Here is a 16,320-nt window from a genome sequence, read left to right as displayed (position 1 = left end):
CTATACTGAGGCGGCAGGGCTTGAGGGCTGTCCTGCTGGCAGGATACCACGCGCGGGGAAAGGAGCAGGGCATGGACGAGCGTTGGGCCGAGCGGTGGTCTCGGCGTGGGCGGCTGGCCGCGTCCGCTGATCGCCCCTCCCGGACGCCCCCCGAGGGGATCATCTCCTTCGTCTACGGCGATCCGGACGAGCCGAGCCTTCCGCTCAACGAGATGGCGCAGGCGGCGGAGTTCCTCGCCGAGCACGAGCGGCGCGACGCTCTCGGTTACCAGAACCCGATCCGCGGCGATGAGCTCAACGGCGCGCTGGCCGAGAAGCTGGCTCGCGACCAGGGAATCGAGGCGCGGCCAGAGCAGATTCTGATCACTGCCGGCTCCAGCAGCGGCCTCGGCACCATCTGCGACGCGCTGATCGACCCCGGCGACACGGTGCTCCTCGATGCCCCGGCCTGGATGGGCGCGACCATGATCTTTCGGCTGGCCGGTGCCGAGATGATCGGTATCCCGATCGACGAGCACGGCATCGATCCCGACCGGGTCGCGGCGGTGCTCGACCGGCTGGAGCGTGAGGGGCGGCGTCCCAAGTTTCTCTACACGTTGCCCACCTTCCAGAACCCAGCCGGCGTCGAGCTGAGCGTCGAGCGGCGCGAGGCATTGGCCCGGCTGGCCGACGAGCGTGGGCTGTTGATCGTCGAGGACGATGCCTACTACGAGCTTCGCTTCCGCGGCGAGTACCCGCCGACGATCTACAGCCTGGCCAAGCCGGGAAACGTGCTCTACTGCGGCACACTCTCCAAGACGATCGCCGCGGGCCTGCGGCTCGGTTACATCGTTGGCCCGGAGCTGGTCGTGGCCGCGCTCTCCCGGGCGCGTGTCGACAGCCTGCGGAACAGCTTCAGCGCCGCGTTGGCCGATTGGTATCTGCGCACCGGAAAGTACAGCGCCCACCTGGACGAGCTGCGCCGCATCTACCAGCAGAAGTGCGACCACATGCTGCGGGCCTTGGAGCGGGAGATGCCGGATGGCGTAAGCTGGACGAAGCCGAACGGTGGCTTCTTCATCTGGCTGACGCTGCCGGAAGGCGTCAGCGCCCCGGCGATCCTGCCGGAGTGCCGAGAGATCGGCGTGGACTTCATCCCCGGCCCGGCCTTCTATGCCGACGGTAGCGGCGAGCGGCACCTGCGGCTCTCGTATAGTGCGGTGACGCCGGAGGAGATCGACAAAGGGATCGCTCTGCTCGCGCAGGTCGTGCGGCGAGCGATGGCAGGCGTCGCCGCGGCCCGCGGCTAGCGAGCAGGCGAAAAGACGAGATCGAACGAGCCGGGCAACCAACTCGTGGCCCGGCTCCGCGCTTTCAGGAGACTAGGCGCTGGACGCAGCCAGGCTAGCCGTAGCGGTACTGGACGCCGAAGCCGCCGCGCGGGTACGTCCACTCGATGTTGTGGAACTCGTAGCAGACGATCCGGCAGGTGCCGCACTCGACGCAGCCCTCGTACGAGAAGAGCACCCGCCCGTCAGGCTGGGGCGCGTAGCAGGCGGCCGGGCAACAATTGATGCACTGTTGCCGCTCGCACTGGAGGCAGACGTCCGGGTCGATGATGCGGATGTGAGCCCGGCTGGGGTCGACGTTGTAGCTGGTGATAGCCAGCTTGCGCTCCAGCCCGGCCCGATCCTTGATCGTATCGTCGACCGTAACCACGCTCTTCCCCCACTACAGCGCGTTCGATCCTCGCGCCCACCGGCCCAGTCTACCACGTCCCGCATCGCGTCACGATGGCGTGTCGCCCGGGCCCGTGGCCTCTGACGGCTACGCAACGGCGGAGCGTGGCGACGGCCTGCGAGTCCAGCCGCTCCTAAAGCGGCCGTGCGGCCGTCCCCGAGATCAGCGTCGCCAGCCGGCAGCCCAGCCGCCGGGCATCGGTCCGCGCCACCAGCGCTGCAGCGCGATCCTCCTCGACCGCTTCACAGGTTTCTCTCCGATCTCAGCCATCAGCAAGCCAGGTCGATTCCAGAACACCCGCCTCTTGACAACCCATGGCGAGACCACTATATATAGTAGTGCGTCGACGCATAGCACACTAGATATAGTGACAGCCCGTCAATCTAGGCGAGCTCAGCACCAAGGTCAGGAGCTCCGGCGCTCCTGGCTGCGGGGAAGATCGTGCTCGCGAGCCCGGCACGAGGGAGGTGAGATGGCCGTTCTCAGTCACCGGTAACGTCTGGCGCCCTCTGCCGCGTGCTGGCTCTGGGCGCACAGAGAAGCGCCGGACCGTGCGCGAGCTACAGGAAGGGGTTGTGATGCTTTCCTCTCTGGAACGGATGACTGGACTTGACCGACGGTCACACGCAGATGTTTCTCCCGCAGAGGTCGCTCGCGCGCTCTTAGAGCGCGCCGGTGCCGATCCGATCGCAGTCGATCAACTCCTCTGCGAAGCAACGCCGCTGCTCAACGGGCGCTCCGAGGTCTCGCTCCGGCAGATCGAGACTGTGCTCGTCGAGACCGTACTGCAGAACCTGCACCTCGAGCCGGACCTGGAGCCGGTGGCCCTTCGCCTGCGCCTGCGCCACCTCTATCGCCAGGCGCTCGGCGATGCAGAGCCCGCCGAGGCTGCATATCGCCGCGCTTTCCAGGGCTACGTCAGGCAGGCGGTCTCCACGGGGCTCCTGGATCGGCGTTTGCTCGACTTCGAGCTGGAGGCCCTGGCAGCCCGGCTGATGCCCGAGCGCGACCAGCTCCTGACCTACACCGGCCTCGCCACGCTGATCGACCGGTACCTGCTGCGCCAACTGGAGCCGGGCGATGACCCGACGAGCGAGGACAGCCAGCTGCTCGAGACTCCGCAATTCTTCTGGATGCGGGTCGCCATGGGCCTGGCACTCAAGGAGGATGACCCGACTGCCTGGGCCGCCCGCTTCTACGAGGTCATGAGCACACTGCGGGTGGTGCCCTCGACCCCGACACTCTTCAATGCCGGCACGCCGCACCCGCAGCTCGCTTCCTGCTACCTGGCCGACGTGGAGGACTCGATGGACTCGATCCTCGCCTCCGCCGAGGAGTTCGGCCAGCTCGCCAAGTACGCCGGCGGCCTGGGCGCGAGCCTGACGAAGCTGCGAGCTGCCGGCTCTCCAGTGCGTGGCGTCAACGGACGCTCCTCCGGCGTCATCCCCTTCGCCCACCTCTACGACGCGCTGATCAACGCGGTGAACCAGGGTGGCCGCCGCCGGGGAACGCTGGCCATCTACCTCGAGCCGTGGCACCTGGAACTGCCGGCCTTCCTCGATCTGAAGAAGAACGACGGCGACCCGTACCAGCGGGCGCGCCGCGCCAACACGGCACTCTGGATCCCCGATCTCTTCATGAAGCAGATCCAGGCCGGCGGCGAGTGGTATCTCTTCGACCCAGCGGTCGCGCCCGAGCTCAGCGAGCTGTACGGGCCCGAGTTCGAAGCGGCTTACTGGCGACTGGCCGAGCGCGCCGAGCGGGGCGAGCTACCGCGCCGCGCCTGGCGCAAGCTGCGCGCCCGCGACCTGTTCCGGGAAATCCTGGCCACCATGCAGGAGACCTCGCATCCCTGGCTGGTCTTCAAGGACGCCGGCAACCTCCGCTCGCCGCTCCGCCACGCCGGGGTCGTCCACTCGAGCAACCTGTGCACCGAGGTGTTCCTGCCAACGTCCAGCGAGGAGATCGCGGTCTGCAACCTCGCCTCGGTCAACCTGGTCGCGCACCTGGTCTCTAGCCCGGGCGCGGGCCTGACGCTCGACGAGCAGAAGCTGGCTGAGAGCGTCCGAACAGCGATCCGCATGCTCGACAACGTCATCGACATCAACTTCTACCCCGTGGAGCGGGCACGGCGCAGCAACCTCCAGAACCGGCCAGTCGGGCTCGGCGTCATGGGTTTCGCCGACGCCTTCGCCCGGCTGGGGATGGCCTACGGGGACGAGGCATCCGAGGAGTGGACCGATCGGGTAGTCGAATTGATCAGCTTCCACGCGATCGCTGCCTCGGCCGAGCTGGCCCGCGAGCGCGGCCCCTTCCCGCGCTTCGCCGGCAGCGCCTGGTCGGCCGGCACGCTGCCCATCGATACGCTGGACGACCTGGAGGCGGCGCGCGGCCGGCCGGTGACGGTCGACCGTAGCGCCCGGCTGCCGTGGGACGAGCTGCGGGCCGAGGTCGCGCGGGGAATGCGCAACGGGACGGTGATGGCGATCGCGCCCACAGCCAGCATCAGCCTAATCGCCGGCACCAGCCCTAGCCTCGATCCGTACTACGCGGCGCTGTTCACGCGCCAGAACCTCTCCGGCAAGTTCTTGGAGGTCAACCGGACGCTGGTCGACGAGATCAAAGCCCGTGGCCTCTGGGAGTCCGTCCGCGAGCGGCTGGTCGAGGAGCGCGGCGACCTGCGCTTTATCGACGAGATCCCGGACGATCTCAAGCGCCGCTTCCCGACCGCTTACCAGGTACCGCCCGAGGCCTACGTGCGCCTGGCCGCCCGCGCCCAGAAGTGGGTCGACATGGGCATCAGCCGCAACCTCTACTTCCAGGAGCGGGCCCTAGAGCGCATGGAGGCCGTCTACCTTACCGCCTGGGAGCTAGGGCTGAAGTCGACCTACTACGTCTTCATGGCGCCGCGCATGTACGCGGAGCAGAGCACCGTGCGCGTCAACAAGGCGCTCAAGCGCCCGCGCTGGAACCTCGAGGAGCACGTCCTGGAAGGCGACCCGGCGGCCGATCTCGCCTGCGAGGTCTGCCAGTGATCGAGCACCCCGCGGCTCGGCCTGAAATCTGGCGATACGGTTCGAGGGAGAACGGACTTCGAAAGGGGGACGATCCATGCGCACGCTGTTCGGTGGAGACCCGCTCGCTGCGGTCGAGCTCTTTCCGCTCTCGCATCCCTGGGCCTACGCTCACCTCCAGCAAGGGAAACACAACACCTGGTTCCCGGAGGAGGTGCCGCTGGGCGAGGACGCGCGCGACTGGGAGCGGCTGACCCCTGAGGACCGGCATGCCATCAGCTTGCTGCTGGGCTTCTTCAATCCGATGGAGTCGCTGGTCACGCACAACCTGATCCTGGCCATCTACCCCTACGTCACCGCCCCGGAAGCCCGGCTCTACCTGGCCCGCCAGATCTGGGAGGAGGCGAACCACTCGCTCGCTTTCGAGTACGTGCTCAAGACGCTGCCGGTAGATCGCAAGCGGATCTTCAGCGCGCACCGCGATGAGCCGGCCATCCGCGCCAAGGAGGACTTCCTGCAGCGGCTCACCGAAGAGATCCTGCGGAGCCGGCCCGACCTGAGCACGCGGGCCGGACGCGAGACACTGCTCGAGAACCTGGTCGGCTACTACATCGTGCTCGAGGGCATCTTCTTCTACTCCGGCTTCCTGCTCGCGCTCTCGTTCCGGCGTCGTAACCTGCTCAAGGGATTGGCCAGCATCATCGACTGGGTGATCAAGGACGAGAGCCTGCACCTGTCCTTCGGCCTGCACCTGATCACCGGCTTCCTCGACGAGTACCCGGAGACACTCACCCCGGAGCTGGGCCGGGAGCTGCGCGGGCTCATCTTGCAGGCCGTCGAGCTGGAGCGGCGCTACAGCGAGGCGCTGCTGCCGCGCCCGCTGCTCGGCGTCTCGGCGGAGTTGGTGCAGGCCTACGTCGAGTACGTCGCCGACCGGCGGCTTGAGGAGTTGGGTCTGGGAACCGAATTCGGCACGCCCAACCCGGCGAAGTGGCTGGCAACCGAGCTCGATCTGCCGGAGCAGGTCAACTTCTTCGAGGCCATCAACACCGGCTACGAGGTTGCCGTGCCACGAGGATGACTCGCCTGACGGATAGGTTGCCCCCGGCGCACCGACACGCGTGCTCCTCCCCTGTAGACACCGGCACCGCGCGCTCGCCCGGTGGCCGTCAGGGCAGACGAGGCGACCTGTCGCATGGGAATCGTACGGCTCGTAGCGGGGCTGGCCCGGATGGCCAGCCCCACCCGTTCCCAAACGCGGTGAAACGGATCCAGCCATCCTGGGCCGGATGCGCTTGCAGAGGCTCCTCGCGCGAGCCCAGCGTAGCCCGCGTTATAAGAGGGTTGCCCGAGCGCGGCCTGGCCATCCCCGCCCCGTGCCCGCGCACCGAAACGAGGCTCGCTAACCATGCTTTGGCTCAGCCACGGAGCGAGCGGGCGCCGGCCGCTGGCGAGCCCTCTCGCGCTCGCCGTCACGCCTGGCGCGCATGCACCGAGTCGCCGGGATGCGGTCGAGTGTGCTACACTATTCGCCGGCCGGGGAACGGGCCCTCGTAGCTCAATGGACAGAGCACTTGGCTTCGGACCAAGGGGTTGGGGGTTCGAATCCCTCCGAGGGTACTCCAGCGCGGGCACCAGTCGGTGCCCGCGCTGCGCTTTCCCCGAGGCACCGCGCGCCACCAGCCCGCCGGACATGCTAAGATCGCCCCCGCGACCGAGCCACGCCCGGCTGGAGGGTAGCGATGCGCGCGGTAGTGCTCTCGATCGGTTCCGAGCTCCTCGATGGCCACCTCACCGACACTAACGCGACCTTTCTTGCCCAGGAGCTGACCGGACTCGGCGTCGAGCTGGTGGGCGTCTCCCAGGTCGGCGATCGCCTGGAGCACATCGTGCGCGCGCTGCGCCGTGCCTGGGAGGACGCCGAGTTGATGATCACCACCGGAGGCATCGGGCCAACAGCCGACGATCTCACCCGTGAGGCCATCGCTGCCCTGCTCGGAGAGCCGGTCACAGTCGACCCCGACTTGTTGGAGCAGATCCGAGCGTTCTTCGCCGCGCGCGGCCTGGTTATGCCCGAACAGAACAGCAAGCAGGCCTGGCTCATCCCTTCGGCTGAGCCGCTCCCCAACCCGATCGGCACTGCCCCAGGCTGGTTCGTCCACAAGGATGGCCACTTCATCGTCACGATGCCCGGGGTGCCGCGAGAGATGGAGCGCATGTGGCGCGAGCAGGCTGTGCCGCGCCTCGCGCCGTATCTCGGCGGCGGGGTTATCCGCTCGGCCACGCTCAAGACGATCGGGCTGGGCGAGTCGGCCGTCGAGCAAGTTATCGCTGACCTGGTCGCAGCCGGCTACCCGATCGTCGCTACCTACGCGAAAGACGACGGTGTCCACGTGCGGATCACGGCCCAGGCTGCTGACGCCCGACGGGCCGAGGATGCGATCGCGCGGGTCGTCGAGGAGATCCGCTCCCGATTGGGCGACCACGTGTACGGCGACGAGGCGACCTCGCTCGGCGCCGCTGCGCTGGAGCCGCTGCGCCAGCTCAGGTGGAAGCTCGGCATCGTCGAGGTCGACGGCGGGGGCCGGCTCTCCCACCTGCTGATCGAGGAACCACTGGCGGGGGACGTGCTGGCCGGCTGCCTGGTCTCTCCCGGTCGGCCGGCACGGAGCGCAGATGGCCTGGAGTCGCTCGCGCGGGAGGCGATCGCGGCGGCCCGAGCGGACCTCGAGGAGGCCGACTGCATCTACGCCGTGGTGATCCAGATGACGCCTGGAGAGACGCCCGATCGCACGCGCGGGGAAGCGCTCCTCTACCTGGACACGCCCGCTGGCTCGTTCCAACGCCGGCATCAGGTTACGTCGCCCGCCTACGAGATCCGGCGGCGCGTCAGTCTCTGGGCAGCGGAGTTCCTCCGGCTTGCACTCCTGCAGCAGGCTCGCCAGCACGCCCCAGACTGACCGGCTCTGGAATGCTGCGCCAGGTACGCCGTAGACCATAGCGCCGGGCTCGCCAGGCCAGGCCGGCCGGATAGCCGGCCATCTTGGCTAGATCGCCTACCAGCCGTATCAGCGGCACCAGCAGCGCGGCCACCACGAGCCACCGAGGGCCGACTTCCCGGCGCCGCCACAGCCGCCACAACGGGCGACGCAGGTAGGCCAGCGCACCCAGTCCAGCCGCAAGCGCCAGCCGGCGGTCACGCGTGAGCAGCACCGCGGGAACCAGCCCGAGATAGGTCGCGTAGCGGATCAAATGGCGAGTCGTGAAGAGCCCGGCTTTGCCGTCGCCGCGCGCGTAGCGGTAGTACTGGCGCCAGAACTCCGCCAGCGTCCGCCGGGGACGGAACCAGGCGATCGCTGCCGGCTGGAAACGGAACCGCGCGCCCGCCCGGCGCAAGCGCAGGTCGAAGACGACGTCCTCGCAGTAGTCGAGCCAGCCGGGGTAGCGGATCCCGGCGAGGAACCAGCTCCGCCGGAACGCCACCGAGCGGCTGGAGGGGAGGAATCGCTCCTCCCGGATCTCCTCGACGTCGGGCAGCGTGGTCACGCCGAGCGCGAGCTCGAAGAGCGTGCGCGGCGCTGCCCGGAAGAAGCCGGAGACGACGTCGGGCTGCTCCCGCTCCGGCGCCAGGAACGGCTCGATGAGCCGCTCAAGCCAGTCCGGCTCGAGGATCACTCCGGCGTCCGTCACCGCGACCAGCTCGCCACGCGCCTGCTCCAGCGCCGCGTTTCGCCCCTCGGCGATCGAGGCACCCGGCAGCTCGATCACCGTCAGCGGCAGCCGCTCAGCCCATTGCCTCAGGATCGTCACGGTCGCGTCGCACGAGCCGCCGTCCACGACGATGACCTCGTCGGGCGGCCGGGACTGCGCGGCGATCGAGGCCAGCAGCTCGGGTAACGACGCGGCCTCGTCCTTGACGGTCAGGATCAGGCTAACGGCCGGCTGGCTCATCCCACTCACCGGGGTACTCCCGCTCGAACGCCTCGAGCAGCTCGTCCTGGCGCGCCAGCATGCGCGCCCGGCTGGTCTCGTCCAAGTCATCGTAGCCGAGCAGGTGGAGCAGCCCGTGCAGCGCGAGGTAGGCGATCTCCCGGCCCGGGCTGTGTCCCACCTCGGCCGCCTGCGCCGCGGCCGTGTCTGCCGAGACCGCGATGTCACCTAGATATGGTGGCTCACCAGGAAAGCTCAGCACGTCGGTGGGGCCGGGGATGCCCTGGTACCGCTCGTGGAGCTCGGCGATCTCGCCGTCCCGGCAGATCCACACGCTCACCTCGCCGCCGGCACCCTCCTGCTCAGCCGCGAATTCCAGCAGGGCCTGCAAGCGATCAGCCGGGGGCATCCGAACGCCGGGGCTGGCCTGGATCTCGATAATCAGCTCGGCCATGCGCCCCGCTCGCTAATCAGCCTCGGCCATGGCGGGAGCCGCTGACTCCTCGATGGTCGGCCGCTGTCCTGGCTGGCGCGCGAGCTCCGGGTACTCGATGCGCGGGTGATAGATCCCCTCGAGGATGCTCAGGAATACGCGCCGGATCTCGCCGATCTGGCGCAAGGTCAGGTCGCACTCGTCGAGCTGGCCCTCCTCGAGCCGCTCGCGGATGACTCGATCCACGATCTCCTCCAGCTTGCTGCCGGGACGGGAATGCTCGCCATCGGCCGAATCCTCGTAGAGCTTCCCGGACTGGGCTGCCGATCTGACCGTCGCCTCCACGCTGTCGGCCAGGAGGATCACACCCGCCTCCTTGGTCTGCGGCTTGGGGCCGGGGTAGCGGAACTCGGCCTCGTCCACCGGCTCGCCGCTCGCCAGCGCTTTGGAGTAGAAGTACCGGATCAGAGAGGTTCCATGATGCTGCTGGATCACGTCGATGATCGGCTTCGGTAGGCGAGCCTTGCGCGCCAGCCGCACGCCGTCGGTGACGTGCTCCTTGATGAGCTGCACGCTCGTGCGCGGGTCGAGCGTATCGTGGACGTTCGCGCGGTTAGCCTGGTTCTCGACGAAGAAGCTGGGGCGGATCACCTTGCCGATGTCGTGGTAGAGCACCGCGACACGGGTCAGGAGCGGGTCGCCACCCACCACCTCCGCTGCCGCCTCGGCCAGATTGCTCACCACCAGGCTGTGATGGTACGTACCCGGCGCCTCGCGGGCGAGCCGGGCCAGCAGCGGCTGGTTGGGATGGGCGAGCTCGAGGAGCTGCAAGTGCGTGGTAATCCCGAGCAGCCGGCCGAGCAAGCTAAAGGACAGGAAGCAGAGGCTCGCCGAGAGCGCCCCGTTCACCCCGGCGTGGACTAAGAGCGTCGCCGCTCGAGCCAGATCGAACCGGTTGTCGACCAGCTCGAAGAGCAGAGCTGTACCGCCGGTCGCTGCGGCCACGGCCAGCCCGCTCCAGAGGAAGGTCATCGTCCGTTCGGCCCGCCAGATGACCATCGCACCGGCGAGGCTGCTGAGAAAGGCGAAGAGGGTGATCTCGTACGACAGTCCGGCGACGGCACCGAGGTACAGGCTGGTGAACGCGGCGGTAATTGCAGCGACCCGGAAATCGAGCAGTATCGCGAGCAGCATGATCGCGCTGGCGATCGGAAACATGTAGCGCAGGTCTGGATGCGGCAACACTAACCGGCCTAGGACGACCGGGATGACGACCATGACGGCGATGAGGAGAAGCTGGCGCATCTGCCGCGTGTGGCGGAGGAAGCGGTGAAGTGAGATCGTCAGCCCGGCGGTGATCAGCACCAGGATGCCGAGCAGGCCGATAAATTGCTGCCAAGACTGCTGGGGCGCCAAGAGGCCGAAGTACTCGAGCTTCTCGACGACTTCCGGAGTCACCACGTCGCCATCGCGCACGATGACCTGCCCGACCTGGACGGTGACCAGGACTGGCTCGACCTGCTCGGCGGCCGCCTCCCGGGCCGCCTTGGTCCGCTCCTCGTCCACCTGGACATTGGCGCGGATGAACGGGCGCGCCAGAGTGATCGCGAGCTGGCGCTCCGTCGAGTTCAAGGAGGGGTTGGCCAGGCCGAAGAGCGACTCCTTGGCAGCGGCCACGTTCTCCGGGCGGACTTCGCCGTTCATCACGGCCATTAGCAGGCGGCGAGACTCGGTCTCGATCCTACCCCAGGATTCATCGCTGACACTGACGAGAAGCTGGGCATCCTCGGCGCTCAACCCCTCCAGTGCGGCCTGTGCCTTCTGGGTCGCTGCGGCGAGATCTTGGCCACGCTCGGCGCGGATCGTTTCGACCTGCGCCAGCAACCGGTTCAACGCCTCGAGCTGTGCGGTCGCGATCAGCGGATCATGGACCAGAACCACGTTGCGCGCGTCGTCGTAGGCTTCCTTGCGCGCTCGTTCCGTGAGGAGCTTGCTCTCGAACGTCGCGGTCCGAGGGGCCTTGATGGTGCGGTCGGCGATCTGGCCGGCGCGCAGGTTGAGCGCGTCCGATTCCCAGGTCGCGTAGAGCATGGTGGCCAGCGCCAGGGTAACGAGCGCGAAGAACCCCACGATGCCGATCAAGGGGTCGACCCAGGGATGAAGGCGGAGAGTCGCTCCCAAGCGGGCAATCACCGGGACTCGGGTTATGCGACTGCGGCGAGGCATCGATCGAGTTCCCTCGTGGCCCGAAGCCTTGACGGGAATGAGGACTGCTGCACTCTACCTGGCGCTCGAATCATTCATCAGCGATCCTGCCCCACCACCCAGTTCGGCCAGCGCCTGCCGGGCTGCCTCGGCGATCGCCCGGCCCTCAGCCCGCGATCCGACACGCTCGCGCAGCACCGGCATCACCCGGCCCATATCTCGGGGACTGCTCGCGCCGACCTCGCGGGCGACCTCGCGGGCGAACTGGAGCAACTCGTCGGCCGAGAGTTGCGGCGGCAGGTACTCCTCGAGCACGGAGATCTGCGCCTGCTCGCGCTCGACCAGGTCCTGGCGGCCGCCGTGCGCGAACTGCTCGATGGCGTCACGGCGCAGGCGGATCTGCCGCCGGATCACCTCGACGATCTCGTCGTCGGTGAGCGGCCTTCCCCGCTCGATCTCGACGTTCTTGATATCAGCTCGCAGGAAACGGAGTGTCTCGCGCCGGTTCACGTCTCCAGCGCGGACTGCCTCCTGCAGGTCATTCAACAGGCGCTCTGCCAGGTTACTCACCGGTCGTCCTTCTCGCGCGCTCTGGCCTCGCCTCTGGTTCGCCCCGCGCGCAGCGCTCGATGACTAGCCGCGCCTCCCGGCGAGCTCTCCGCAAGCGAGACCATGCACCCGGTACTCCCATCGTGGGACACCGGACGCGAGCGCAGCCAAATATATGCACTTGACAACCGCACCGTACTCCGACCTCGGGGTTCGCGACTTCGTCAATTTACTGGCTCGCGTGACGCGACCACTTCGCCTAATTCTCCCCTCGGCCAGGTCACCGCAGTATACGCCACGCGTCGAGGGAGAGTCAAATTGCGGGGCGAAGCCTTGTTGAAGAACGAGAGCAGACGCATTAGGATTGCCCTGATTTTCGGCTAGTGACCTGCCTATCTGAGGATGTACGTTAGCGGAAGAGCCTTGCTCGTGCTTCAACGCGCGCTCAAGTGGTCGCTCCCGATCCTCATCGTGATCGAGATCGTGTTGGTGCGAGCCGGCTGGCTCTCGTTCGGACAGGCTGTCGCGGTCGTCGTCATCGTCGAAGGCGCGCTGACTCTGGTTGCCGGCCTCCAGGCGATCCGCGCCGTGCGCCGGTTCCGGCATCAGCGGTCACAAGGCCAGAGCGGGGTCGAGGCGTTCGAGGACGCGTTGACGGTGATGATGCCCCAGCGACTCGCCCGGCTGGTCGCACTGGAGCTACGTCTCTGGATCTGCCTGGGCCGGTGGCTCTTGCGCCGTTACCGGCCGGATGAGCGCGACTTCTCCTACCGCAAACGGTCGATCGTAGGCGCTCTGGTCATCCTCGTGATCCTGACAGCACCCGTCGAGATCCTGATCCTCGAGCTCCTGATCCCCTGGGCCTGGCTACGCTGGGTACTGCTCGCATTGACCATCTACGGCATCATCTGGATCATCGGTCTCTATGCCTCGCTGGTAGTGCTGCCACATCGCGTAACTGATGACGGGCTCTGGATCCGCTATGGCCTCCTCAACGAGGCGTTCATCCCCTTTCCGGAGATTGCCGGCATCGAGCACGCTCCCCGGAAGGTTCCGGAGGGCCGCGATGAACTGCGCGTCGTCGAGGGAGAGCGGGCAGCGTACCTGCCCGTCGGCGGGCGCACCGACGTGACGATCACCTTGCGGCACCCCGCACCCTTCCGCACCGCTTTCGGGCAGTCACCCCCCGTCGATACGGTGCATGTCGCTGTCGATGAACCGCAGCGCCTGTGCGACGCCGTGCGCTCCAGGCTCGAGCTCGAGCTCTCTGGTCCAGTTGCGCGAGGGGATACACATCCGGTGGACGGGTGACAGCGCCGTGTGGTATAAATTCGGGCGGCCTTACGGGGCGCATTCGTCTAGCGGCCTAGGACACCGCCCTCTCAAGGCGGAGATCACGGGTTCGAATCCCGTATGCGCCACCGGTACAGCCCCGCCGGCCTCGTGCCCGGCGGGGTTTTCTCTTTTGAAGCCGTAAGTGGCCACCACTATCCCCGGACCGAGGAGATTCCGTCTCGCGGGGTCTACTCTTTTGCAGCCGTACTCGGGTGCACCAGGCGCCGCCGGGGGCCAGCTCAGCGGCGCAGCCGTTATGTCATCACGAGGTGTGCCGAGCCTCTGGGTCCCAGCGCCGTCCCCTCCCGATGTGCTTGAGGCACGGCAGCCTCGGAGCCATGCAGGCCGTCTCCCGGCTAGCCGGCGAGGAGGAATAGGACCGGCCCCCTGCCGGATACGGTGAATGACAGACTCGGAATCCCGGAAGCGGGGGACGGTCTGCACACCCTCAAAACCCGAGCGCCAGGCCCTCCACTCGTGGGTCAGAGCCAGCGGTAAGCACACCAGTTTCGGGGTCGACCGCGATGACCTGGGCCGCCCCGCCCGAGCCCCAATCGCCGAGCCGCTGCACTCGGTGGCCCCGGCGCTCCAGCTCGGCCAGCACTGCCTCGCCGTACCGGTCTTCGATCCGCAGGACGAAGTCGTTAGGCAAGTTGATCGGGTCAGTTCCCGGGAAGCTGTACCAGCGCGGGTGCTCGACCGCTCGCTGCGGATCCATCCCGAAATCGATCAAATTGACGATCACCTGCAGGTTCCACTGCGGCTGCTGGTCGCCGCCAGGTGTGCCGCCGACCCACCGCAGGCGGTCGCCCTGGGTGATCAGCCAGCAGTTGAGCGTGTGCATCGTCCGTTTGCCCGGAGCGATGACGTTGGGATGTCCCTCCTCCAGCGTGAAGCCGCGCCCGGCGCGGTTATTGAGCAGGATGCCGGTGCGGCCGGCCACAACCTGGCTACCGAAGGCGGCGGACAGGCTGTGGATGAAGGAGGCGGCGTTGCCCCAGCGGTCGACGACGCAGAGGTACGTGGTCTCGCCGCCGCGCTCGATCGCGCCCGCTGGCACCTCGTCCCGCGCCCGCTCCGGGTCGATCTCCGCGAAGCGGCGCTGGGCGAACTCCTTGCTCAAGAGCGTGCCGAGCGGCACGTCGACGAAGTGCGGGTCGCCCGAGTAGGCGAGCCGGTCGGCGAAGGCCAGCTTCTTGGCTTCCACCAGCAGGTGGATCAGGTGGGGACTGTCGGGCCCGAGCCCGGCCAAGTCGGCCTGCTCCACGATGTTCAGCTCCTCGAGGACGATGTGTCCCTGCGTCGGCAGCCCGGTCTCGTAGACCGTGTATCCACGATAGGTCGTCTGGATCGGCTCGCCGACCTCGCAGCGATAGCCAGCTAGATCGTCCTTCGTCAGGAGCCCACCGCTCTCGGCCATGAAGCGGCTGATCGCCTCGGCGATCTCACCCCGGTAAAAGACATCGGGGCCACCCTCAGCGACGAGCCGGAGCGAGCGCGCCAGGTCGGGCTGGCGGAAGACCGTGCCCGGCCGGGGGACATCGCCGCCAGGGAGGAAGACCGCGGCCGAGGTGGGGTACTTCGCGAGCTCAGCAGCATTGGCGGCAATGGCCTGGCTTCCCTGCTCAGTCAGCGGGAATCCCTCCTCGGCATACTGGATCGCCCGCTCGAACAGTGCACCTGGCTTCCAGGTGCCGAAGCGCTCGATGGCGGTGAAGTAGACCGAGACCGCGCCGGGCACCGAGACCGAGAGCGGGCCGTAGAACGGCATTTTCTGAAAGCCGCGCTCGAGGAAGAAGTCGCGCGTGGCGGTGGCCGGCGCGGGCCCGGAGCCGTAGAAGGTGGTGACTTTCCGGGTCGCTGCCTCGTAGTAGAGCACGAAGGCATCGCCTCCTAGGCCGCACATGGCAGGCAGCACCACGCCGGTTACCAGCGCGGCCGCGACCGCCGCATCCATCGCGTTACCGCCGCGCTGGAGCACCTCTAGCCCAGCGGCCGTCGCCAGTGGATGCGCGGTGGCTACCATGCCGCTCCGCGCCAGCACCGCCGCTCGTCTCGTCTCGCCCACCCTTCGTCCTGCCATTCACTCGCCCCTTTCGTGGTGCCCAGCCCTGCGTAGCATAACCGAACTGCCGGACTGTCAGAACAAGTTGAGAATCGTCCGCTTGATTACATCGCTGCAATGATTACAATCTAGCCACTCGGCGAACGGTCCGCGGCACGGGTCTACCGCGTCGCCCAAGGCAAGGAGGTAGAATGGCACTCGCGAGACAGCTCAGTTTCGGGATCAAGACGTCCCCGCAGCAGACCACCTACGCGGATATCCTGCGCGTCTGGCAGGAGGCCGATGCCAACCCCGCAGTCGAGCACGCCTGGGTGTTCGATCACTTTATCCCGCTCGGCCCGGACCCCACCGGGCCCTGCCTGGAGGGCTGGTCGCTGCTGGCGGCCCTGGCCGCTCGGACCGAGCGGCTGCGCATCGGGGTGATGGTGACCGGCAACACCTACCGGCACCCGGCGGTGCTCGCGAACATGGCCGCGACCGTCGACGTCATCTCGGGCGGTCGGCTCGACTTCGGCATCGGCGCGGGCTGGCACGAGCTCGAGCACGACATGTACGGTCTCGAATTGCCGCCTCCCGGACGCCGCATCCGAATGCTCGGCGAGGCGTGCGAGGTCATTCGCCGGCTCTGGACGGAAGAGACACCCAGCTTCGAGGGCCGCTACTACCGGCTGAGGGAAGCGCGCTGCGAGCCGAAGCCTGTCCAGAAGCCGTATCCACCCTTCGTAATCGGCGGGAGCGGCGAGCAACTGACGCTCCGGGTCGCGGCCCAGTACGCCGACATCTGGAATTTCGGCGGTGGTCCCGTCGAGACGTTTCGCCACAAGAGCGAGGTGCTGGATCGCCACTGCCTGGAGATCGGCCGCGATCCCTCGTCGATCCAGCGCTCGGTGCAGCTCTGGGTCGACGACGCCGATCCGGCGGCGACGCGCGAGCTGGCGCGGCAGTATATCGACGCGGGAGCGACCCACCTCGTGCTCATCCTAAGACCGCCCTTCCCCGAGGGCGTCACGCATCGCCTGGCCGATGAGGTGATCGGGCCGCTCCGCGCGGCCTACCAGCCAGGCGTCTGA

General features: G+C 67.6%; 12 protein-coding genes and 2 tRNA genes. 8 read left to right on the top strand and 6 right to left on the bottom strand.

The genetic code is table 11. From position 1 onward, the window contains the following. Window positions 1–71: 71 nt before the first annotated feature. Window positions 72–1,289 carry an aminotransferase-like domain-containing protein gene (locus tag NET02_RS07095; RefSeq protein ID WP_284056687.1) on the top strand — a complete coding sequence of 406 codons (1,218 nt, stop codon included), beginning with the start codon at window positions 72–74 and terminating at the stop codon, window positions 1,287–1,289. A 94-nt stretch (window positions 1,290–1,383) separates the two neighbouring features. Here NET02_RS07095 and NET02_RS07090 read toward each other — a convergent pair whose 3' ends face one another. After that, entirely contained in the window at window positions 1,384–1,698 is a 315-nt protein-coding gene (locus NET02_RS07090; protein ID WP_284056686.1) for a ferredoxin family protein, read from the bottom strand. Between the two features lie 599 nt (window positions 1,699–2,297). Here NET02_RS07090 and NET02_RS07085 point away from each other — a divergent pair. The 4 genes from NET02_RS07085 (at window position 2,298) to NET02_RS07070 (ending at window position 7,693) form a co-directional block, all read left to right on the top strand. After that, a complete protein-coding gene (locus NET02_RS07085) occupies window positions 2,298–4,754 on the top strand; it encodes a ribonucleoside-diphosphate reductase subunit alpha (RefSeq protein WP_284056685.1) in 2,457 nt (818 codons plus the stop codon). Window positions 4,755–4,830: 76 nt separating this feature from the next. Further along, window positions 4,831–5,814 (top strand): ribonucleotide-diphosphate reductase subunit beta, encoded by a 984-nt coding sequence (locus NET02_RS07080; RefSeq protein ID WP_284056684.1) that lies wholly within the window; start codon window positions 4,831–4,833, stop codon window positions 5,812–5,814. A gap of 466 nt (window positions 5,815–6,280) precedes the next feature. After that, window positions 6,281–6,353, top strand: a tRNA-Arg gene (locus NET02_RS07075). 122 nt (window positions 6,354–6,475) lie between these two features. Beyond that, a complete protein-coding gene (locus tag NET02_RS07070; protein ID WP_284056683.1) occupies window positions 6,476–7,693 on the top strand; it encodes a competence/damage-inducible protein A in 1,218 nt (405 codons plus the stop codon). Here the strand turns inward: NET02_RS07070 and NET02_RS07065 are convergent. Genes NET02_RS07065 through NET02_RS07050 form a run of 4 tightly spaced genes read right to left on the bottom strand, consistent with a single transcriptional unit; the run spans window position 7,623 to window position 11,871 of the window. Continuing rightward, window positions 7,623–8,684 carry a glycosyltransferase gene (locus tag NET02_RS07065; RefSeq protein WP_284056975.1) on the bottom strand — a complete coding sequence of 354 codons (1,062 nt, stop codon included), beginning with the start codon at window positions 8,682–8,684 and terminating at the stop codon, window positions 7,623–7,625. The two genes, NET02_RS07070 and NET02_RS07065, sit on opposite strands and share 71 nt — an antisense overlap. After that, entirely contained in the window at window positions 8,665–9,117 is a 453-nt protein-coding gene (gene ybeY, locus NET02_RS07060; RefSeq protein WP_284056682.1) for an rRNA maturation RNase YbeY, read from the bottom strand. The genes NET02_RS07065 and ybeY overlap by 20 nt, the downstream gene beginning before the upstream one ends. 12 nt (window positions 9,118–9,129) lie before the next feature. Beyond that, window positions 9,130–11,322, bottom strand: coding sequence for an HD family phosphohydrolase (locus NET02_RS07055; RefSeq protein WP_284056681.1), 2,193 nt, complete (start codon window positions 11,320–11,322; stop codon window positions 9,130–9,132). A 54-nt stretch (window positions 11,323–11,376) separates the two neighbouring features. Beyond that, a complete protein-coding gene (locus tag NET02_RS07050) occupies window positions 11,377–11,871 on the bottom strand; it encodes a GatB/YqeY domain-containing protein (protein WP_284056680.1) in 495 nt (164 codons plus the stop codon). A 408-nt stretch (window positions 11,872–12,279) separates the two neighbouring features. On the opposite strand from NET02_RS07050, the gene NET02_RS07045 reads away from it, so the two are divergent. Both NET02_RS07045 and NET02_RS07040 read left to right on the top strand, forming a co-directional pair. Beyond that, on the top strand, window positions 12,280–13,161 hold the full coding sequence (locus NET02_RS07045) for a hypothetical protein (protein WP_284056679.1): 882 nt from the start codon (window positions 12,280–12,282) through the stop codon (window positions 13,159–13,161). Window positions 13,162–13,197: 36 nt separating this feature from the next. Further along, window positions 13,198–13,271, top strand: a tRNA-Glu gene (locus NET02_RS07040). Between the two features lie 362 nt (window positions 13,272–13,633). On the opposite strand, the gene ggt is transcribed toward NET02_RS07040, so the two are convergent. Continuing rightward, the gene (gene ggt / locus NET02_RS07035) at window positions 13,634–15,268 is read right to left on the bottom strand and encodes a gamma-glutamyltransferase (protein WP_284056678.1); all 1,635 of its coding nucleotides are present in this window, start codon (window positions 15,266–15,268) and stop codon (window positions 13,634–13,636) included. Between the two features lie 173 nt (window positions 15,269–15,441). Between ggt and NET02_RS07030 the strand changes: the two genes are divergently transcribed. Beyond that, complete coding sequence (locus tag NET02_RS07030) at window positions 15,442–16,320, top strand: LLM class F420-dependent oxidoreductase (RefSeq protein ID WP_284056677.1); 879 nt, start codon at window positions 15,442–15,444, stop codon at window positions 16,318–16,320.

It is taken from the genome of Thermalbibacter longus (assembly GCF_023806485.1).
Lineage (GTDB): Bacteria > Chloroflexota > Chloroflexia > Thermomicrobiales > Thermomicrobiaceae > Thermalbibacter > Thermalbibacter longus.
The sequence above is the reverse complement of the archived record's forward strand: the minus strand, read 5'-3'. Positions and strand labels throughout refer to the sequence as shown.